The sequence below is a fragment of the Pseudooceanicola marinus genome, from assembly GCF_002786295.1.
Lineage (GTDB): Bacteria > Pseudomonadota > Alphaproteobacteria > Rhodobacterales > Rhodobacteraceae > Pseudooceanicola > Pseudooceanicola marinus.
Map to the genome: position 1 here is coordinate 48419 of NZ_PGTC01000007.1, position 18110 is coordinate 66528.

The following is an 18110-nucleotide window of genomic DNA, read 5'->3' on the forward strand; positions in this document are numbered from 1 at the left end:
GATAGACATCCGATGACAAACGGCCATGGCGGCCAGCACGTGGTCCTTTCCGGCTGCTCGGGGGGGGGCGGGACGTCGACGTTGCTGGCCGAACTCGCTTCCCGAGGCTTCGGAACTGTCGAGGAGCCCGGCAGGAAGATCGTGCAGCAGGAGCTGAACGGCGCAGGTGTGGCACTTCCCTGGGTCGCTCTCGAAGCCTTCTCAAGGCGCGCCATCGACATGGCGACCGGAGACCGCAACCGCGTCGCGTCTTCGCAGGGTTGGGTGTTCTTCGATCGCGGGCTGCTGGATGCGGCCATCGCGCTGGAACATGCAACCGGATTGGCGGCCTCCGTCAGCCTGTCGGGACACGCCCACTTCCATCACCAAGTGTTTCTGACTCCACCTTGGCCAGAAATCCACCAGAGGGACAGTGAACGCCAGCAAAACCTGAAGGACGGTATCGCCGAGTATCATCGGCTGATCGAGGCTTTCGACTGGCTCGGATATGATCTGGTCATTCTGCCGAAGCGCAAAGTCGAAGCGCGAGCCGATTTCATTCTGAGCGCTCTTGCCTGACGTCAAGGGCCTTGCCAAACAATAAGCCAGAGAGCTACCTGCTTTCCGGATTGGACAAGTCCTTTGAAGACCCCTATATGCGCGTTGCAAGGCAGCATGCGATGGCGTCGCGCGTCCGCTGCCCCGCCCCGATATTTTCAAACGATGTCCTGAACGCCCGGACTTGCTCTCGCACATATCTTGCGGAGCCTGAAGTTATGAGGTGTCCTATGACTCTTGCCTTGCTCGACAGGTCGCAGACCATGTGGACTGGCTCTTTCGCAGGAATGACCTGCATGGCCGCGGCGATGCTCCTGCTACCACTGGGCGACACGTTTTCGAAGCTGCTGACGGAGACACTGAACCCGATCGAGGTCGCGACCGTGCGCGTTCTCGCCCAGGGGGCCTTCCTCCTGCCGGCGGCGGTGTTGCTGCGGAATCGTCTCAGGGGCGCCATGTTCTCGCCGGTTGTCGCGCTGTCCGGTCTTCTGGTGATGATCACGCTCATCTGCCTGATCGGCGCCTTCGCGGTCATGCCGATTGCCACCGCAATCGCCGTCTTTTTCGTTGAGCCTTTGATCCTGACTGTGCTGGCAGGTCCACTCCTCGGCGAGACAGTCGGACCGCGACGCCTCGCAGCAGTTGGCGCAGGGCTCGCGGGCGCGCTTATCGTGATCCGGCCGGGGCCCGAGTTCGAGGTCGCTGCGCTGCTGCCGCTCCTCGCGGCCGTCTCCTATGCGCTCAACATGATTGTCCTCCGCCGCGCCGCGCGCACCCGCTCCGGGCTGACCATTCAGTGCGGCGCCACAACCTATGCCTGCCTCGGCATGGTAGCGCTTTCTTCCGGTCTTCACGCAGCGGGAATTGTGACTCCGGACCCGAGCGCCCTTTCGACTTGGGCCTCGGTCCTCATCCTGGGTAGCGGCCTCCTCGCCGCTGCAAGTTATGTCCTGATCGCCGAAGCCTTTCGCCACGCCGAAGCCGGTCTCCTGGCGCCGTTCCAGTATCTCGAGATCATCGGCGCCACCGCCGCCGGCTACCTGGTCTTCGGGGAGTTTCCGGACGGGATGACCTGGCTGGGGATTGCAGTCATCCTCGCCTCGGGCCTTTACGTCGTTTACCGGGAGAGATCACGTGCGCCGGCATCCATGCTGCCGACCGCCCACAAAAGCCGGAGAGTCCGGCCTCGGTGAGAGTGTCATCATCAGCGCGACGGCATGGGGCTGAGAACGCCCATGTCGATGCTGACAGCCTCGAGATGATGGGCCATGGCATGATGAGCGGCTGCCCCGTCGCCGTCGGCAATCGCGTCGACGACCTGTTCATGATGATCGCCATGCACGCGGGTGAACTCTTCCACGCCGACTCGGCGGTATGTGCGGTCCCATTCTCTCTGCCAGACCACACGGCATCGGGCGCTTGAGAAATGACGCAGGAGGGCAATCACGAGCGGGTTGCGCGCGACCTGCGCGATCGACTGGTGAAAGGCGTCATCGGCACGTTCGCATTCCGCGCGATCTCGTGCGGCACGTCCGTTGGTGACGCGCAGACGCAGCAGGGCGATGTCCTCCGGCGCACGGCGCATCGCGGCAGCCGTTGCGACCTGCGGTTCAAGTAGACGGCGGGCGTCCATAAGGTCCCCGGGTGTCGTCGCCTCGAGTAGGAGCGTATCCTTCACAGGACGACCCAGGGGCGCCCGACCCCGAAAGGTCCCCTGTCCAACATGGCGCCAGACCTCGCCGCGCGCCTCGAGGGCGGCGAGCGCCCCACGAAGCGTCTCACGACTGCATCCGACGAGATCCTTCAGCACCCTCTCTGGTGGTAACCGATCTCCCGACGCCGGCGCACGATCCTCGAGAATCTGCCAGAGTCGCGCCTGTGCCGCATCCTTGTCTGTTCGCATTCGATTCCCTCGTCCAGGCCAATATTCAGACCATTCACTGCTGAAGACAAGCGGGAGACTGCGCGCGATCGGTCGTTTCGATCCTGACGTCTACGCAGGACCACGATCCTCCGTTCAATTGTAAATAGGACCAATGTCCTTTTCGTCGGCTTCCTGTGTTCACATTCTGCCGCCATTTCAGGCATAGCAAGCGAATGTTGCTCTCTTTTGGGGCGGCGCAGGAGTCCTTCAAATGCGGGCATGGTATCATCTCTACCCGGCGCTGCCGGCATTCCACGGCCGCGAACAGCTGCGGGCCGGCCTTGGCGCAGTTCTCGGGATCAGCCTGTGCGCACTCGTAGTGAGCTTGGCTGCCAGGCTGGGGGCATCGTCCTTCTTTTTGATGGCACCGCTTGGGGCGACGGCAGTGCTTGTCTTCTGCGTTCCAAACTCGCCCCTCGCCCAGCCATGGTCGGCCGTCGTCGGCAATGCAACGGCAGCACTGGTCACTTTCTTCGTGCTCCAGATCGTGCCCGCTCCCTGGTCTGTCGCCGTCGCCGTCGGCGCAGCGATCACCGCCATGATGTTCGTTCGGGCCCTACACCCGCCGGGAGGGGCAGTGGCATTGCTCACCGCACTCGATCCAAGCGTGGCCTTGGAAGCGGGGCCGCTTTTCGCCTTGATGCCGGTCGGGCTGACCACCGCCGTGCTGGTCCTTGCCGCCATCGTCTACAACAGGGCAACGGGCCGGGTATATCCGTTCCGCCAGCCTGAGACGGACGAGACGGTAAATCCCGCGCTGCGCCTGGGTTTGACGACCGAGCAACTCGGTGAGCTGCTCGACCGCTTCAACCAGTCGACCAACCTTGGTGTGGCAGACCTCGGCCGGTTGCTGGCCGCTGCCGAAGCAGAGGCGGCCCAGCATCGTTTTGACGGAACGACCTGTGCGGATGTCATGACAACCGGTCTGATCACAGTCCGGCCTGACACGCCGCTACCGGATGCGGCACGCCTGTTCCGTAGCCATTCCATAAAGAGCCTCCCAGTCGTAGACGAACACATGATACTGCGCGGCCTCGTGCTCCAGGCAGATCTTCTCCACGTTGTCGCGGCGCAGGACCGACCGGCGGCCTGGCAGCAGAGATCTCCGCGTCCCACTGTATCAGACGTGATGCGACCCGCCGACCGTGCGGTGCCGGACGATATGCCCGTTGGCGTGCTCCTCAACAGACTGGCAGCGCAAGGAAGCGAGGTTGTTCCGGTGACCCGGGAGCAGCGACTGGTCGGGATCCTGACCCGATCTGATATCATGCGGCTACTGCTTGCTGGGGCAGAGGAACGTCCTGCGGCATGAAGGCCGCTTGAAAAACGAACATCCCGAACACATCCTATCGACAAGCGAGGACGACTTCGCCCGGCCAGATGGTCAACACGCGGGACGGCCCTGACAACTATCGGAGCCATCATGCGCAGCACCGCAGACCGAATTCGCCAAGCTCTCAGTTTCGAGTTCATCGGCATTGTGATTGTCACGCCGCTCTTCGCTTGGGTCTTCGATCACCCCATAGGCGACATGGGAGCACTGGTCGTGCTCGGCGCCACTGCCGCGACGATGTGGAATTACATCTTCAACCTGGTATTCGACCATGTTCTGAATTGGCGACGAGGCGATGTCCGTAAGACCATGCCGCTTCGGATCTTTCATGCCGTGCTCTTCGAAGCGACGCTTCTGGTCCTCCTGCTGCCACTCTTCGCCTGGTGGCTCGATGTCTCGCTGATCGCCGCACTGCTAATGGAGATCTCCTTTGCGGCTTTCTACATGGGCTACGCCTTTGTCTTTACCTGGGGTTACGACACCCTTTTCCCCGCCTCAATGGACCGCTCGAACGGCGTGACAATCGACAATGAGACCTTCGGAGGCACCGCTCCCTGCTTCACTCATCCACTTGTCGACGGCCATCCGGTCATCCCGTAGACGGCACGGATCGTAGCGCACGCAGGCGCGCAGAGACGGCCCGGCTCCTCGCACCAACCGCTGTGTCGTCGGAAGGGCGCGAGTGGGAGACAGCGGCGCTTATTCAGGGCCGCGGATCCTCGGTGTCCGTTTCTCCGGCCGCCCCTTGGCGCCCATACACCCAATGCCGTGAGTTGTCCCGATGACGACGGATTGTCTGTTGCATGGAACGCTCCAGTAAGTCGGCTCTACGAGGAACCTCGACAGTCAGATTGCGAAGAACACCAGCGTCATCGATGCGCCGATACCGACGATCAAAGCCCGGAGATACTCGGTGTGTTGAATCCGCCGCGCCTGTCGGGCGCCGATGTATCCTCCAATCGTTGTCGAGATTGCCAGGATCGCAGCGGACTCCCAAGCGATCAGGCCAGCGGTCGCATACGTCGTGACAGATACCAGGGAGAGCACGGCAGAATGCAGGTTCTTCAGGCCATTCATCCCGTGCAGGTTCTGGAAGCCAATCAGACTGAACACCGCCAGCAACATGATTCCAAGGCCACCATTGAAATAGCCGCCGTATCCAGCGACGAGGAAGATCGCGAAAGCCGAGAGACCCGGTCCGATCGTCAGTCCCCTCGCGCGAACCGGCTCTACGAGACGCGGACCGACAGCAAAGAGCAGAGTGGCGGTGAGCAGGAGCCAAGGCACGATCCCAACAAAGGCATCGCCCGGCGTAATCAATAGCAGCCCCGCCCCCGCCAAGCCGCCGAATGCCGCGATCACGATAATGCTCCTAAGCCTGAGGCTTCCCTCTGCGGCTATATCGTGCCTGTAGGCCCATGCACTGCCAATATAGCCTGGCAAGGCAGTCAGCGTCGCCGTGACATTGGCCATGATTGGCGGCACTCCCAGCCAGACCAGGGCAGGAAAGCTAATGAGTGTCCCGCCACCTGCGATGGCATTGACCATACCGGCGAGCAGACCCGCCACGACCAATATGATGATGGAAAGCATTCGCGCATCCTCGAACTGAGTCCGCGCGTAACTGCCCCTTTTCCAAATTGGTCTACAAATTGGTCTTCCGCATGACGTGCCGCTCCGAGGTGAGCGAAGATCGCCCCGCCACCGGCCATTGGTGAAGATCGTCGGAATTTCAAAACCCTGCGTCCGATCGAACAGATAGCACCGAACGAAGGTGGCCACTGCCCCGGAAACTGTCGATCAGCAGAGCCTACTGCTGCGCGCCGCAGCAGGCTTCACATCTCGACCCTCCCGAGACAGCAACCTTCTCAACTCCCGCGCAATAAGGGCGAGAGCGTTTGCTCGCACGTCTGCGAGCCAGCGCCGGACCGATCTCGCCAAGTCCTGCTCCAGCCATAGACCCTACTGCGCGCCGCAGAGCCTCGTCTGTTCCAGTCCCTGTCGAGGTGCACCCGACACGAAGAGTACATTGGAACGTTCGCCGGAGAGAAAAAGCATCCGATCGACTTTTCTTTGAGCGGACGCCTGGTGCCCCCAAGACTATCCCGACTCCGCCGCTCTGCGGCTCTTTCAGGGGGATTCAGGATTCTCTTGATTCAGAGGCTGTTTCGCTTCGGAAAATCAGCAGCTTAGAGCCTTCTCTGTCGCGATTTCTCCGGAACATGACGCAAAAACTCCGGGAGATGACGACATTTTCCCGCGTCTTGACGCGATTTCTCCGTGGTGTGACGACATGTCTCCGCGCGAGAAGAAGGGCGCCGCATCGCCATCGTTTCGTCCTACCGTTCTCTTCACACTGTAGCGAGTGCCTTCTCGCGTCGAACGCAGGAGACTCCTGTCCTGGTCAGTTGGGCATTAGGGAAAAACTGGACGTGGCGTCACTTTCAATGCGGATCGCTTTGGCCGGAGGCAAATCGACCAACATCCTGTCCATGAATATCGCTCACATCTATCACGCCTTGTCCTGCCCGACTCCACCCGCGCACCTTGCTCGTGCCGGCTCTCCTTTCGCGACGGCCAGCGCCCTTGCGCTGCTGATCCAGATCGAAAACGTTCCGCTTTTGGCCCTTTCCTATTCGGCCAGTGATTTGCAAACTCGGTTTCCCAGTCACGAGGTTCCCCTGTGCGCCCAAAAATTCTTCAAGTTGGAACTCACGCGTTACCAAGCTTGGCGTCGCACTCTTTTTGATTTGTTTCTTCTCGAGACCGGCTCCTTCGCAGACCAAGACTTGATTGCAGGACTTGAGCGCATCGTCCGTCTCCAATTCAAGCGACACACGAATGAACTCTACGCACTGCGTCATGCCCTGCCCCCTACCGTGGAGATCAAGGATCTCACTCCTTCGAGTGCACTTCAGATCGATCGGCATCTGGACGGACCATTGCGTCAGAGCTACCGGGCGGCTCTTGGGTTGCTTGACCGGCTACAAGATGCGCCGCTCGCAGCCGGGTCGCGCCATTTTCTTCCAGCAGAGATCATCGGGCGGCTCCCACCGCCAACCGGCCATCTTTACCATGCCCCTCTCCCGCCGAAGCTCGACGCGGTCTATTCTGTCGCGCCGTCACGGGTCAGGGCTGCGGTGCCCTTCCTTTACCGGCTATCTCTGATCGCCGAAATCCTGTCACCCGACTTGGATCCATCGTTCAATGACTTCGCCGAAAAATGCCTGTCACTATGGAACGTCGATCCGCAGGAACATGGTTTCCAGAAGCCATCGCAGGTTGCTCTACAGGCTTATATCAGGCGCATCGGCCTACATGCCGGCGCCGACTATGCCCTGCCGACACCAGTGCAAGCCACGGTCCCTCAGGCCTGGACCGACTTGCGCAATCTGATGCGACAGCGTGGATTTCAAAAAATGATCCAAAGAACCTTCGGCGTGTCAGCACACGCGATCCGGACAGGAATATCTCCTGCAAAGATGACGCCTGAGTGGATTCAGGAGACTCTGCAAGTCTTACCACGCCAAGAGCGAAATGCCTTTCGAAGCGGGATCTTCGTTCTGGATGAACTGATCCAACATAAAGAATTTCCGCAAGACGTTCTGCCGCGAGAGGTCAGCGGCTTGACGCGCATGCGGGAACCGAGACGAACCTGATCCTTCTCTCCGAAGAAACGATCCGCTGAGCGTGTTGAAACGAGAGCCGGCAGGCGCGTCATCTCAAACACCGCGCATGAAGCCATGAGTGGCAAACCAATGGCTTAATCCCTCTCCGGGAGGTTTCTCTTCAACCTCCCGAAGTTTCTTCTTCGCCATTCCTGCGATGGGCCAATGTCATCCTCGCAAAGGAGATATGCGAACCGAGGAAAACTCCAGACGGGCCCGAACTCCGGTAAACTTGACGGTCGTGTCGACATTCGTGTCGTCGCATCCCGGAAGCGACCATCGAGCAGGAACTGCTCCCGGCGCCCAAGAAATGGAGAGCATCCATGAACTCGATTGTCCTCACACAGGTCCCGGCCCAGACGGGTGAGACCCTCCTGCATACGGCGTTGGCGCGCCTCGGCGCATATCTCGACACGGAGTCCGGGTCTCTCGAGACCCTACTGGAACTCACGGGGCGTGAGACTGCTGGCCCTGATATCCAGGCGCTTCATGCGCTGCATCTCGGTCCTTATGCAACAGCGGCTGACGTCCATCAGCTTCTCAAGTGCGCGCAGACGTCACTCCTGCGCCTGCTGGACGTCATGCAAACGATCCCCCCGCACGCGTCTTTCGAGCGGGCTCCGTCGGATATCGACGCATGGATACGCTGGTCGGGTGCGAGGCTGCAGGACATCTGCACAACCCTGTCTCAAGCGATCGCAGACTGATTGGCAAGAGACCGGTGGTTCTGGTGAGACCGGAACCCAGCATACTCCGCATGGCCGGTTAGCCAATTCGGCACAGTGCTGTCGGACCTGAATAGCAGGGCTGTGCCATTTTTCGGTTTTCCGGGCTGACCCGGAGGGACCCATCTCCTCGGAAAGGAGATGGGTCCCATGCGCTTCAAGCTTTTCCACGCACCAATCGTGCCGGCCTCTGCCGCGGGCCTCACGACAGAAGAACTGCGGCGCTACCTCGGTGTCGGCCGGAACAACGTCGCGCCTATCGCGCGGCGATTCGGCATCGAATTGCTGCATGGCATCTACCCGGAATGCATCGTTTGGCGGCAGCTCTTCGGCCTCGTGCCGGATGACGAAGCCGCCCAAGCGGCGCTGCGCGAGCCTCTTGCAGACATCAACTGGGTGTCTACCGCGACAGGCGTGCCGCAGTCGACGATCCGCGACCACCTTCGGGCTGGGCATTGGAAATACGACCGCGGCGTTCAACTCGGCGACCAGAGTGGGACGCAGGCCCGCCGGTTGCGCCGATGGTTACCCGCGCTGATCCGCCATCGGACATGCGGCTCCCCACTCCCGGCGTTCAACCGCATTGCTCCTCATCCCGCCGACTCGGATAACGCCGACACGCATTCGTCGCCATCGAAAACGCACCATACTCTTCCACCCGAAGGCGTTGGTGACGAGCCGTCCGAAGACGTGTTTTCAGCTCTTTTGTCCGACGCCGCGATCGCGCCCCGATAACGCCGAAAATAACATCCCCCCGGCAATTTGCGGGGTAGGTAAATTTCCCGGTTTTTATTACCGCGATCCCGATAACGGCCAATCTTCCCGATAACGACAACATCAAGAGGACATGAAGTTGACCAGCAACGCTCCAACCATGCTCGACATCCTTCACTTCGGTCAGGCCCTCGAGGGTGGGACCGAGCGGCAATACGCGACCCATTTCGAGCGGATGTTCCGCAAGCGCGGATACCAGGATCGCCATCTCGAAACGCTCGAGGGCACTTTGGAGGTCTACCTGCAGGTCGCGCCAAAGTATCGGAAAGGGAATGCCGACCTGAACGCGAGGATCCTGGACTGGGGCATTACCCCCCGCACCTACAAGCAATACCAATCGGACGGCCGACGCATGATCGAAACCTACGCGGGAGAACTTCTCGCGCGGCGCGCACGCCGAGAGCGGCAGGACGGCTTCGCGCGATTGCAGGCAGTCGTTCCCGACCTCGTCAGCGTAGGCCTCCTCAAAGCGAGCCAAGCCCGCAACCTGCCGAGACTCATCGATCTCGCCCGGGTCGGGGGCTGGGACATGTGCGACATCACGCGAGAGCGCATCATCTCCCTGCGCGAAGATTGCCTGAGCACCGACGAATGGACCCGCGTCAAGCAAGCGGCCGGGTGCCTGGACTACCTTCGGCAATTTCCGACATGTCTGCCGCTCCTGCCGCAGGAGGAGATCGGCACTCTCGCCGGCGTTCTTCGCCTCGACACGCAACTCCCGGCATTTCTCGACGAGGAAGCCAGGACATGGGTGCGGGACGCCACGGTCGTCTATCATGACGACATGCTCACCGTCGAAGCGCGCTGCGCCACGGCCAAGGAATACTCGGAGAGCTGCAAAGCCGTCTACATTGCGTCCTTGCGCACCTATATGCGTGCCGTCCAGGCCGACTGCGACCTCGACACCGTCAACGGCCTGACGGCCTTGTTCCGGCCCGAGCTGATCGAGAAGACACTGATCCGGCTCTGCAAGAAGTCCGGAACTTCGGGAGGACTCGCACCGCGCACACTGTTCTCCTACTCGCTGAACCTCAAGCGGGCCCTGTCCATTCAGGGCCTTGTCGAAGAGGCCGCAAAAGTCGAACAGCTCATCAAGACGCTGCCCGTCCTCGTTGAAGGCCAAGCGGCAAGCAAGATGATGTCGCCGAAGGTCGAGACCTGGTGCCGGGATCTTCTGAACGACCCCAATGCCATGGAGATCTTTGAGACGCAGCATTTCTTGTATGCGGAAAAGGCACTCGCGGCGTTGGAACTGGCCGATCTTGAAGGCATTGACCTTCTTGCCTTCAGCCGGTCCCCGCACACACAACCTCTCTGCGCGGACAGGGCACGCCTTGCTGCGGATCTGCTGCGGCAAGCGAGAATGTTCGGTGTCTGCGCCGCGTTTGCCGCGATCGAACTCGAGGGCGCGCCGTTCCGCAAATCCAACGTCATCTCCGACCTGAGGTCCTCTGATCACCCGCAGACCTTCTTCGATCATCGTGACGACAAGACACGACCGCGTCTCGAAATTCACTTTCCCAATGAGCTCCTGAAGAACGGCGACGCGATGACCCGGCGCAACCAATATTTGCCCCGCTTCGTCTTCGAAAAGGATGGGCTCGGAGCCGAAGGCTACCGTATCCTGTCGTTCTACCTGAACCGCATCCGTCCCCTGTTCGGCGGGGCGGATCTCACCGATCACGTCGTCCCAGCGATCGAAGCCGAACACCGGTCCCTGGTGATCTCGACATTCGACGGCTGGCTGACCGAATGTTCCACGAGTATCGGGCTCCCGCTCCTGCCGCACAATTTCCGGCACGGTCTCTGCAAGATCGAGATCTTCTATGATCCGACCTGCTACCCGGAGCTCGAGACACTGACCGGTGACACCGAGAAAACCCTGCGGCAGCACTACGCGTTCATCGACCGGGCGCGCCAGTCGAGAACCCTGCAGCAGAAAAGATACGAGCGTCGTGCCCAGAGAATGCAAGTCTCGCCACTTGCTGCGGAGATACCGGCATGAAGATCCACCGGACCCTCGAAAAACCGGTCTGGAGAAGCCTCGCGCAACGTCCCGGGTTCGCCCACCTGTCCATACCGTCGATAGAGACGACAAACGGGTTCTTCGAGTTCATCGTGGCACACGGACTCGCGTCACCAACGGCGGGCGATATCGGAAACTGGCTCGGGGACTGCCCCGAGCCTGAGCGGACGCTTCGGATCGATCATCTCCAGGAAGTGTTTGCCGTCTGCCAGCCGTCATTCCTTGAGGCTATCCGCGAAGCGCGTCGTTTCGCGCCCTCCAAACCTCCCAGCAACACAGACTTCAAGGCCGCGCACCCTGTGTCCTTCGAACCGCGTAAGAACAGGTCCTGCGTGCTCCGGCCGCTCTACGAAACACAGGATTGGGATCCGATAGCCCCTCCGACACGGCGCCCGCCGAGAAAGCGCTCTGTCTCCATACCGCCTTGGGACCTCCCTTCGAACTACCAGACCGAGTTGCGCCGCGCAGCCGACGGGCTGCCCGGCCAAGACCCGGGCATGCAGGTGCCCGCCCGCAGCATGGTTTTGAGAATGCGTGAAAAGCTCTGTCAATATGCCTGGTCGGTGGCGCAGCACAATCTCGATGCAGAGCTTAGCCTGCCAGGAATAGACGCATACCTTGCCGACCTGAAGGCTCGCCTCCTGCCGCGGCCGGAGGGACTGAGGTGGGCGAGCATGCTCGCCACGGCCGATGCGCTCCTCCTGTTCGCCAGATACGCGGGAGCACAGCCCGAGATCACCCGGCATCTCGGCGACTACCGCCGGGACTATGAGGTGCGGGAAAGCGGACAGCGCGCTCTCAAGTTCTTCGCCCTCGCGCGGACGGGGAATTCGACGGATCGGATCCTCGACATGGCCGAGGCACTCCTTGCAGCCGTCGATGCCGAGGAAAGGCCCAGAAAACGGCACCAGATGCGCAATGGCGCGGCCATCCTTTCTATCTTCGCCAATGCGCCACTTCGCAACGCCTCAGCCCAGCTCGCGTTCGGTGAGAGCCTGTTCTGGAAGCACGACGAATGGGTGATCCGGAGTGAAATCCAAAAAACCCACGCGCGGCGGCCGGAACCGTTCGATTTCCCTCTCCACCCAGAGGCAGGTCGTTTCGTCGATGCGCTTGTCCTCGGGGACGCGTCTCCGGCCATGCTGCCCACTCTGAGGGAAAAGCTGATCCGGGACAGACGCCAGCTTTTCGTGCTGCCCGACGGGCATCCGGCTGCGGCAACATACATCCCGCGCGTCTTCCAGGCCCTCACGGGCAACAGCTTCACGACGCTTCGCGTCATGCTCTACTCGGACGCAATCGCCCATCACGGTGCAGACGGGATCGAACTTGCCAAGCCGGCAGCACATCATTCCAGCACGGAGATCGTGAAGTCCCACTATATCGCCGAACAGGTTGCAGAGATTCACGCGAACAATATCCGCAACCGACGAAGCCGGCGACTGGCAAAGATGCACTCCGAGAAACATCGCGATCTCATAGTTGCCCTCGAGATATCCAGCGAAACCAAGCCGCGATAAAAATCCACAATATGGCGGTGCCTTACTGGCTGAGGTATGGCGCCGCTCATGGCCGAGGCTGTGTGGAAACTGGAAGCTGGAGACCGAGGGGCGGCGGGTTTGTCGGGTTCGTTCTTGCTGACATCGCAAATGTAATTTGATGAGTCGCCTCAGCTCGGGATCGCGACTATCAGGCCGCGGATGCCGACCAGTGCGACCATTCGCTTGATGTTATAGGCGAGGACGTTCAGCGCCATGGGCGGATATGACGGCGACTTCACACTCGATCAGCCGACAGGCGACAATCACCAGGGCAGCATACTGGGACCTGACGGGATCGCCGTCGCCCGGAAGTGCAAAGAAGCGACCGAACCGGTAGCCGCGATAGACTGTCCGATACGAGACGTATCTGGCCGAAGTCCTCCAGGATCTCAAGCTCTACGCAGGCTGGATCAATCTCGATCTGCATCGTCCTCTCCTCCAATACCGATGTCATCCGGCACGGTCCCGCGGGCCCGGCGGAGTGCACGGCGGAATCTCGCGTCGTTGGTCTTCCCGTAAGCCAGGGCCACACAGATGTCGTCCTGCGTCAGCTCGGGGAAGTGCTTGATGATCTCCGCGTCGGACATACCTGATGCCAGCCAGCCAAGGATGTCGGAAACAGTGGTTCGCATGCCCCGGATCGTCGAGCGGCCGCCGCGGATGTCGGGGTCGGCGACGATCAGGCTATGCTGCCCATCTCCATCCACATCAGGCAGAGCGTCTTCGTCGGAGAGCGCCTCCCACGATGCGAGCAGATCGACCAGGCCGCGCTGGTTTCTGGGATTCCGAGCAGCAAGCCGGTCGACCGCGGCGCGTAGTTGCTCGACATGCGCGACCAGCTCCTCGCGGGTCATGTCGGTGGTGGGTTTCCAGGGCATCTGGGCTGGCCTCCCAAAGTCAGTCGTCGAGTATTCGAGACCTGTCGAGGGCGCTGAGCCAAACTTTCATGGCACGCCTGGTCAGACCTCCCCTCGACACCGACAGCATGGACGCCGAAATCGCCTCGTAGCGCGCCGGCTGCTGCAGGCTCCGGACACGCAAGAGCTCATGCGCTGACATGCCAAGCTCGCGGAACTCGGTGTCGGAAATGTCGTCCGTGCACCGGCGGTAGTATTCCTCAGCCTCTGTCATCGAGCAGATGACAGGGCGCGTCTCGGACGAATGCATTGAGGTCTACGCCTTTGTCTGTCTTTCGCGGCCGCCAAGGCCAGAGCATCCAGCCGGCGAGCAACTGACCAGCCCCGGACAGCGCGGCAACGACCAAGAGAGCGGCGGTCTGCGTCATGTCTCCTCCTCGCCGTCCTCGAACAGCTCCCAGCCTTGCCGCAACAGCCGGATCGCCTCGTGCGCACTCGCGTATCGGCACACCCGCCAGTGTTCGCCTTCTCGCCAGACCGTCTCGGGACCGGACATGAGCCGCGCATCGAGTTCGGCATCGGTAAGGAGTTCCGGCGATATGAGGACGCGATGACCCATGTACCGACGACATCACCCAGCCAGAGCCGGGGCGAGGATAGCGTTGACCATGCGCCAGGCGCCGGCCGCGAAGGTGGCGTCGATGGTGAGGGTGCGCCGCAGCGCGGCTTCGCCGAACCGGCCGTTCGTCGACCGTGCAGCAGTCGCATCAGTATCCGGATCTGCTGCGACGTCGCCGCAGAACGGGCCATCGCGAGAGCTGCCTGATCTATCAGCGCCAGCCGAGCGCAGGAGCGACATGCTTCAGTATCGCCTCGATGACATGCGCGTTGTAGTCGACCCCAGCCTGGATTGGGGATCGTCAGCAGTAGCGTGTCCGCCTCGGCGATGCGCTCGTCGCCGGCCAGTTGCGAGGCCAGCCTGTCGGGCTCGTCCGCGTAGCTGCGGCCGAAGATCGCCCGCGTCTGCGCATCGAGATAGCCGATCTTGTCCTGCCCCTGGTTTCCGCGGCCGAAATAGGCGCGCTCCTCGTCCGACAGGAGCGGGAAGATGCTGCGGCTGACCGACACCCACGGTGTGCGCGCGCGTGGCCGGCTTCCTTCCACGCGGCGCGATAGGCGCGGATCTGTTCGGCCTGCTGGATGTGGAAGGCCTGCCCCGTCTCGTCGTCCTTCCGCGTCGAGCTTTGCAGGTTCATACCCGGCTTCGCCGCCCAGACCGCCGTCGCGTTCGAGCCCGCGCCCCACCAGATGCGGTCGCGCAGCCCTTCGGAATGCGGCTCGAGACGCAGAAGGCCCGGCGGGTTGGGAAACATCGGGTTCGGATTTTATCCGGGACCGGCGTCGGTTCAGTCGAGCCGGCGGTCGGCGAACTCCGCGATCAGCGCGGCGAGGCGTTCCCCTTCGGTGCGGTCCATCAGGATCGAGAAGTTGTTCGCGGTCTGCGCGACGTAGTGCTCATGCCCCCTGCCAACCTTCCCGCCATTCGTGCATGTCGATCTGTCTGGAACAAGGGCCGCATCGTCGGCCAGAAACGCCCGCTCCTGCCGAAACACGTCTGGGCCATTCGGGTTCGCCTCAAGATCGCGAAACGCGTCAGGGACCTCGCGCTGTTCAATCTGGCGATCGACAGCAAGCTGCGCGGCTGCGACCTCGTTCAGCTGAAGGTTGCCGATGTCTTTTCGGCCGGTCAGGTCAAGAGCGCACGTCGATCACTCAGAGCAAGACGCGGCACCCTGTGCTTTTCGAGATCACTGAAGGGACCCGCAAGTCCATCGCCGCATGGCTTGAGGACCCGGCGATGATCGGGTCAGAACACCTCTGGCCTGGACGCTTCCACGAATGGCTGCATATTTCGACGCGGCAATACGCCCGGCTCGTCCGCGACTGGGTGAGATCGATCGGCCTCGAGCCGAGTTTATATGGCACCCCATTCCATGCGCCGGACCAAGGTCGCGCAGATCTACCGCAAGACAGGAAACCTGCGGGCGGTCCAGCTTCTGCTCGGCCATACGAAGATGGACAGCATCGTTCGCTACCTCGGCGTCGAGCTCGAGGACGCTCTGGCGATATCGGAAGCGGTGGAGATCTGACAGGCGGGGCCTTCCCGCAAGGACGGCCCGTTGCTGCCGTTCGCTTCTTAGCCGGGCGCTGCGGCGCAGCTTCGTCGAACCGGTCTTTCGTCCATCGCGCAGCATTTTCGGAGGGTGAAGGTCGGCAGAGCGGACAAAGCCGGCGTTGGACGGACAAGCCTACAACGCGAGCTTCGCGGCGAGGGCGACGAACACGAATGACGCCATACGGTTCAGACCCGCTTGTCGTTCAGGCTGACGCCGCACCCATCCGCCGATCCAGGTGGCAAGCCAAGTGACGACTGCAAAGCAGACCAGCGAGCAGATCATGAACATAGCTCCCAGGATCAGCATCTGCCCGGTCAGCGAGCCCCGTTCGACATCGGCGAATTGCGGCAGGAAGGCGAGGAAGAAGATCGCGACCTTTGGGTTGGTGACGTTCATCGTCACCGCACGGGCATAGATCGCCCGCAGGGACGCTTGGGCGATCTCGTCGGGCGACAAGGGGGTCGCCGCCGCGCGGAAGGCTCGCCAGGCGAGATAGACGAGATAGGCGGCCCCGGCATAGCGCAGGCCGGCAAAGGCCATGGGCGAGGCCTGCACCAGTGCGGCGACGCCGAGGGCAACGGCACCGACATGGACAATGAGGCCGGTGCAAAGACCCATGGTCGCAACCAAACCTGCGCGCCGGCCCCGCAGCATCGACTCGGTGAGGACGAAGAGCAGGTCCGGACCGGGAACGAAGGCCAGCAGGACGGATGCCGCGACGAAGGTGGCGAGGTCGGGCGGAATGACGAACATGCTGTGCTCCATGACACGGTCTGATATTGATCTGACCGACTGTTTGCCCCGCTTTTCGTGCGGAAAGCGCGCATTCTCGACGGATTTTATGCTTGTTTACTAAGGAAACTTGCATCAAGTGCCCTTCAGGCGCAGAATAATCAGCAGAAAACTAAGGAGGCGGGTTGCTGGACGAGTTCGACATTCGAATCCTGCGCGCGATCCAGCGCTCCGGGGATCTCACGCAGGCGCAGCTCGCGGAGAAGGTGCACCTTTCCGCCAGTCAATGCGCCCGCCGCCTCGAACGGTTGCGGCGCGACGGCTACATCGGCCGCACGGTGACGCTTCTCGACCGCGAGAAGCTCGGGCTGGCCGTGCTGGCCCACCTCTTGATCAGCCTGCGCGAGCATCAACGCGAACAAAACGAGGCGTTCCGGAAATTCGTCATGGACGCGCCGGAAGTGCTCGAGTGTCACATGCAGAGCGGCGACATCGACCTGCTCCTGAAGGTCGCCGTCCGGGACCTCGACGCTTTGGCAGACTTCATCGACCGTTTGATCGGGGTGACCGGGGGGCTGGCGGCGCTGCGCTCATCCATCGTGCTGAGGTCCATCAAGACTTCAAACGAGCTTGCCGTGGACTGAGCCTGAAGCGCCTGCCCGGGCCCCCGCGGCCCTTGTCATAGCGGCTCATGGATAAGCCTCGGAGCAGTGCCGCCGGCGGTTCGGATCCTTGCGGATCGTCCCTCTCGGGAATCTACGCATTCTGCCATGAAGAAAGGTCGGGAGATTGCTGTCAGACCTCAACAGGGCCTACAATTCACCGTCCTCGTGATGTCTCGAATGGGCTCGAAGCGGACCTGCGGCAGCGCGGCGGGAACGCTCGTTCGGGTTGGACTTTGGCCGTCGCTCCCGGCCCTGAGCTGACGTTCAATGCCCCTCATGCCAACGCCCGCTTCGGCTCCAAGTCAGCTGGTCGTCAGGGCTTGAAGGGGCGCCGCCATCGATTCAAACGCTCGTGCAACTGATTTGTTGGCCGAGCTTTCCTTGGTCCTTGGGCTGTTTCACGCGTCCTTGCATTGCTTGCGGGTCGCCTTGGTATGGTCGGCGTCCGACGCCGCCATCAGTTCGAGCAGAGCGGCGTTCGCATCCCGCGTCTCCTCGATCGTCATTGAGGAATGCGAGACGAGATCGTCGAGGCTATCAGAGTGTGATTCGACCTGGATCAAGCGTGACCTGCCACCGGTCTTTCATCCAGCCGCGACCGGAGTCCGGTTGGTATTTACGCCGAGCGGCGCAGGTTGAGCAATCGCCCGACGCGCGGAGCTTTCATCTTGCGCAGCGGGGCGGGCGATTGCGGTGGTCAGGGTTCGAGCGTAGTCGGCGGGGGTCTGGTAGTCCAAGGCCGAGTGTGGGCGTTCGGTGTTGTAGTCGGCGGCCCAGGCAGCAATCACGATCCGCGCATGGGCCTGGTTACGGAACATGGTCTCGTTGAGCAGCTCGTCTCGCATCCGTCCGTTGAAACTCTCCACGAAGCCGTTCTGCATCGGCTTTCCCGGCGCGATGTAGTGCCATTCGATCCGGTGCGCGGCAGCGAAGGCTAAGATTGCGTTACTGGTCAGTTCGGTGCCGTTGTCGGAGACGATCATCCCCGGCTTTCCGCGGCGCTCGATCAGGGCCGTCAGTTCACGTGCCACACGGCGCCCCGAAATCGAAGTGTCCGGGATTGCCGCAAGGCACTCACGGGTGACGTCGTCGACCACATTGAGCACACGAAAGCGCTGGCCATTGGCGAACTGGTCATGGACGAAATCCAG

General features: G+C 61.6%; 17 protein-coding genes and 3 pseudogenes. 11 read left to right on the forward strand and 9 right to left on the reverse strand.

Translation table 11 applies throughout. The features are described from left to right. Positions 1–12: 12 nt before the first annotated feature. A complete protein-coding gene (locus tag CVM50_RS00425; protein WP_085889865.1) occupies positions 13–558 on the forward strand; it encodes an AAA family ATPase in 546 nt (181 codons plus the stop codon). A gap of 275 nt (positions 559–833) precedes the next feature. Next, positions 834–1730, forward strand: a complete 897-nt coding sequence (locus CVM50_RS00430; RefSeq protein WP_085889864.1) for a DMT family transporter — start codon at positions 834–836, stop codon at positions 1728–1730. Positions 1731–1741: 11 nt separating this feature from the next. Here the strand turns inward: CVM50_RS00430 and CVM50_RS21885 are convergent, their stop codons facing one another. Together CVM50_RS21885 and CVM50_RS21890 are read right to left on the reverse strand one after the other, a co-directional pair. Then, positions 1742–2170 carry a FadR/GntR family transcriptional regulator gene (locus CVM50_RS21885; protein ID WP_232618110.1) on the reverse strand — a complete coding sequence of 143 codons (429 nt, stop codon included), beginning with the start codon at positions 2168–2170 and terminating at the stop codon, positions 1742–1744. Between the two features lie 84 nt (positions 2171–2254). After that, a pseudogene (locus CVM50_RS21890) lies at positions 2255–2440 on the reverse strand (GntR family transcriptional regulator); the annotation flags it as partial. 232 nt (positions 2441–2672) lie between these two features. Between CVM50_RS21890 and CVM50_RS00440 the strand changes: the two are divergent. Together CVM50_RS00440 and CVM50_RS00445 are read left to right on the forward strand one after the other, a co-directional pair. Beyond that, the gene (locus tag CVM50_RS00440; protein ID WP_085889862.1) at positions 2673–3773 is read left to right on the forward strand and encodes an HPP family protein; all 1101 of its coding nucleotides are present in this window, start codon (positions 2673–2675) and stop codon (positions 3771–3773) included. Between the two features lie 111 nt (positions 3774–3884). After that, complete coding sequence (locus tag CVM50_RS00445; protein ID WP_085889861.1) at positions 3885–4394, forward strand: PACE efflux transporter; 510 nt, start codon at positions 3885–3887, stop codon at positions 4392–4394. Between the two features lie 246 nt (positions 4395–4640). On the opposite strand, the gene CVM50_RS00450 is transcribed toward CVM50_RS00445, so the two are convergent. After that, on the reverse strand, positions 4641–5387 hold the full coding sequence (locus tag CVM50_RS00450) for a sulfite exporter TauE/SafE family protein (RefSeq protein ID WP_085889860.1): 747 nt from the start codon (positions 5385–5387) through the stop codon (positions 4641–4643). A gap of 839 nt (positions 5388–6226) precedes the next feature. Between CVM50_RS00450 and CVM50_RS21230 the strand changes: the two genes are divergently transcribed. The 5 genes from CVM50_RS21230 to CVM50_RS00470 all read left to right on the forward strand — a co-directional run bounded on the left by CVM50_RS21230 (position 6227) and on the right by CVM50_RS00470 (position 12507). Further along, on the forward strand, positions 6227–7453 hold the full coding sequence (locus tag CVM50_RS21230) for a hypothetical protein (RefSeq protein WP_157792105.1): 1227 nt from the start codon (positions 6227–6229) through the stop codon (positions 7451–7453). Positions 7454–7785: 332 nt separating this feature from the next. Further along, the gene (locus CVM50_RS00455; protein ID WP_085889859.1) at positions 7786–8169 is read left to right on the forward strand and encodes a hypothetical protein; all 384 of its coding nucleotides are present in this window, start codon (positions 7786–7788) and stop codon (positions 8167–8169) included. A gap of 168 nt (positions 8170–8337) precedes the next feature. Then, complete coding sequence (locus CVM50_RS00460; RefSeq protein ID WP_085889858.1) at positions 8338–8922, forward strand: hypothetical protein; 585 nt, start codon at positions 8338–8340, stop codon at positions 8920–8922. 112 nt (positions 8923–9034) lie between these two features. Further along, positions 9035–10966 (forward strand): hypothetical protein, encoded by a 1932-nt coding sequence (locus CVM50_RS00465; RefSeq protein WP_085889857.1) that lies wholly within the window; start codon positions 9035–9037, stop codon positions 10964–10966. Then, on the forward strand, positions 10963–12507 hold the full coding sequence (locus tag CVM50_RS00470) for a hypothetical protein (RefSeq protein WP_085889856.1): 1545 nt from the start codon (positions 10963–10965) through the stop codon (positions 12505–12507). The genes CVM50_RS00465 and CVM50_RS00470 overlap by 4 nt, the downstream gene beginning before the upstream one ends. 431 nt (positions 12508–12938) lie before the next feature. Here the strand turns inward: CVM50_RS00470 and CVM50_RS00475 are convergent, their stop codons facing one another. The 3 genes and pseudogenes from CVM50_RS00475 to CVM50_RS21895 form a co-directional block, all read right to left on the reverse strand. Further along, on the reverse strand, positions 12939–13406 hold the full coding sequence (locus CVM50_RS00475) for a DUF433 domain-containing protein (protein WP_198431827.1): 468 nt from the start codon (positions 13404–13406) through the stop codon (positions 12939–12941). Positions 13407–13645: 239 nt separating this feature from the next. Next, positions 13646–13813, reverse strand: a complete 168-nt coding sequence (locus tag CVM50_RS21235) for a hypothetical protein (protein ID WP_157792107.1) — start codon at positions 13811–13813, stop codon at positions 13646–13648. A gap of 402 nt (positions 13814–14215) precedes the next feature. Further along, positions 14216–14770, reverse strand: a pseudogene (locus tag CVM50_RS21895) (LLM class flavin-dependent oxidoreductase); the annotation flags it as partial. A gap of 132 nt (positions 14771–14902) precedes the next feature. On the opposite strand from CVM50_RS21895, the pseudogene CVM50_RS00495 reads away from it, so the two are divergent. Beyond that, a pseudogene (locus tag CVM50_RS00495) lies at positions 14903–15535 on the forward strand (tyrosine-type recombinase/integrase). A gap of 159 nt (positions 15536–15694) precedes the next feature. Here the strand turns inward: CVM50_RS00495 and CVM50_RS00500 are convergent. Next, complete coding sequence (locus CVM50_RS00500) at positions 15695–16315, reverse strand: LysE family translocator (protein WP_085889917.1); 621 nt, start codon at positions 16313–16315, stop codon at positions 15695–15697. Positions 16316–16479: 164 nt separating this feature from the next. On the opposite strand from CVM50_RS00500, the gene CVM50_RS00505 reads away from it, so the two are divergent. Next, positions 16480–16938, forward strand: a complete 459-nt coding sequence (locus tag CVM50_RS00505; RefSeq protein WP_085889853.1) for an Lrp/AsnC family transcriptional regulator — start codon at positions 16480–16482, stop codon at positions 16936–16938. Between the two features lie 419 nt (positions 16939–17357). Here CVM50_RS00505 and CVM50_RS21240 read toward each other — a convergent pair whose 3' ends face one another. Beyond that, on the reverse strand, positions 17358–17522 hold the full coding sequence (locus CVM50_RS21240; RefSeq protein ID WP_157792108.1) for a hypothetical protein: 165 nt from the start codon (positions 17520–17522) through the stop codon (positions 17358–17360). Between the two features lie 21 nt (positions 17523–17543). Then, positions 17544–18110, reverse strand: a 567-nt coding sequence (locus tag CVM50_RS00510; protein WP_157792109.1) for an integrase core domain-containing protein, incomplete at its 5' end; no start/stop codon positions are given.

Excerpts from the sequence above, each read along its gene's own strand:
- CVM50_RS21885 (WP_232618110.1), bottom strand. The coding sequence starts at position 2,170 with ATGGACGCCCGCCGTCTACTTGAACCGCAGGTCGCAACGGCTGCCGCG.
- CVM50_RS00475 (WP_198431827.1), bottom strand. The coding sequence starts at position 13,406 with ATGCCCTGGAAACCCACCACCGACATGACCCGCGAGGAGCTGGTCGCG.
- CVM50_RS00465 (WP_085889857.1), top strand. The coding sequence starts at position 9,035 with ATGAAGTTGACCAGCAACGCTCCAACCATGCTCGACATCCTTCACTTC.
- CVM50_RS00450 (WP_085889860.1), bottom strand. The coding sequence starts at position 5,387 with ATGCTTTCCATCATCATATTGGTCGTGGCGGGTCTGCTCGCCGGTATG.
- CVM50_RS00440 (WP_085889862.1), top strand. The coding sequence starts at position 2,673 with ATGCGGGCATGGTATCATCTCTACCCGGCGCTGCCGGCATTCCACGGC.
- CVM50_RS00470 (WP_085889856.1), top strand. The coding sequence starts at position 10,963 with ATGAAGATCCACCGGACCCTCGAAAAACCGGTCTGGAGAAGCCTCGCG.
- CVM50_RS00460 (WP_085889858.1), top strand. The coding sequence starts at position 8,338 with ATGCGCTTCAAGCTTTTCCACGCACCAATCGTGCCGGCCTCTGCCGCG.
- CVM50_RS21235 (WP_157792107.1), bottom strand. The coding sequence starts at position 13,813 with ATGACGCAGACCGCCGCTCTCTTGGTCGTTGCCGCGCTGTCCGGGGCT.
- CVM50_RS00445 (WP_085889861.1), top strand. The coding sequence starts at position 3,885 with ATGCGCAGCACCGCAGACCGAATTCGCCAAGCTCTCAGTTTCGAGTTC.
- CVM50_RS00455 (WP_085889859.1), top strand. The coding sequence starts at position 7,786 with ATGAACTCGATTGTCCTCACACAGGTCCCGGCCCAGACGGGTGAGACC.
- CVM50_RS00430 (WP_085889864.1), top strand. The coding sequence starts at position 834 with ATGGCCGCGGCGATGCTCCTGCTACCACTGGGCGACACGTTTTCGAAG.
- CVM50_RS00500 (WP_085889917.1), bottom strand. The coding sequence starts at position 16,315 with ATGTTCGTCATTCCGCCCGACCTCGCCACCTTCGTCGCGGCATCCGTC.
- CVM50_RS00425 (WP_085889865.1), top strand. The coding sequence starts at position 13 with ATGACAAACGGCCATGGCGGCCAGCACGTGGTCCTTTCCGGCTGCTCG.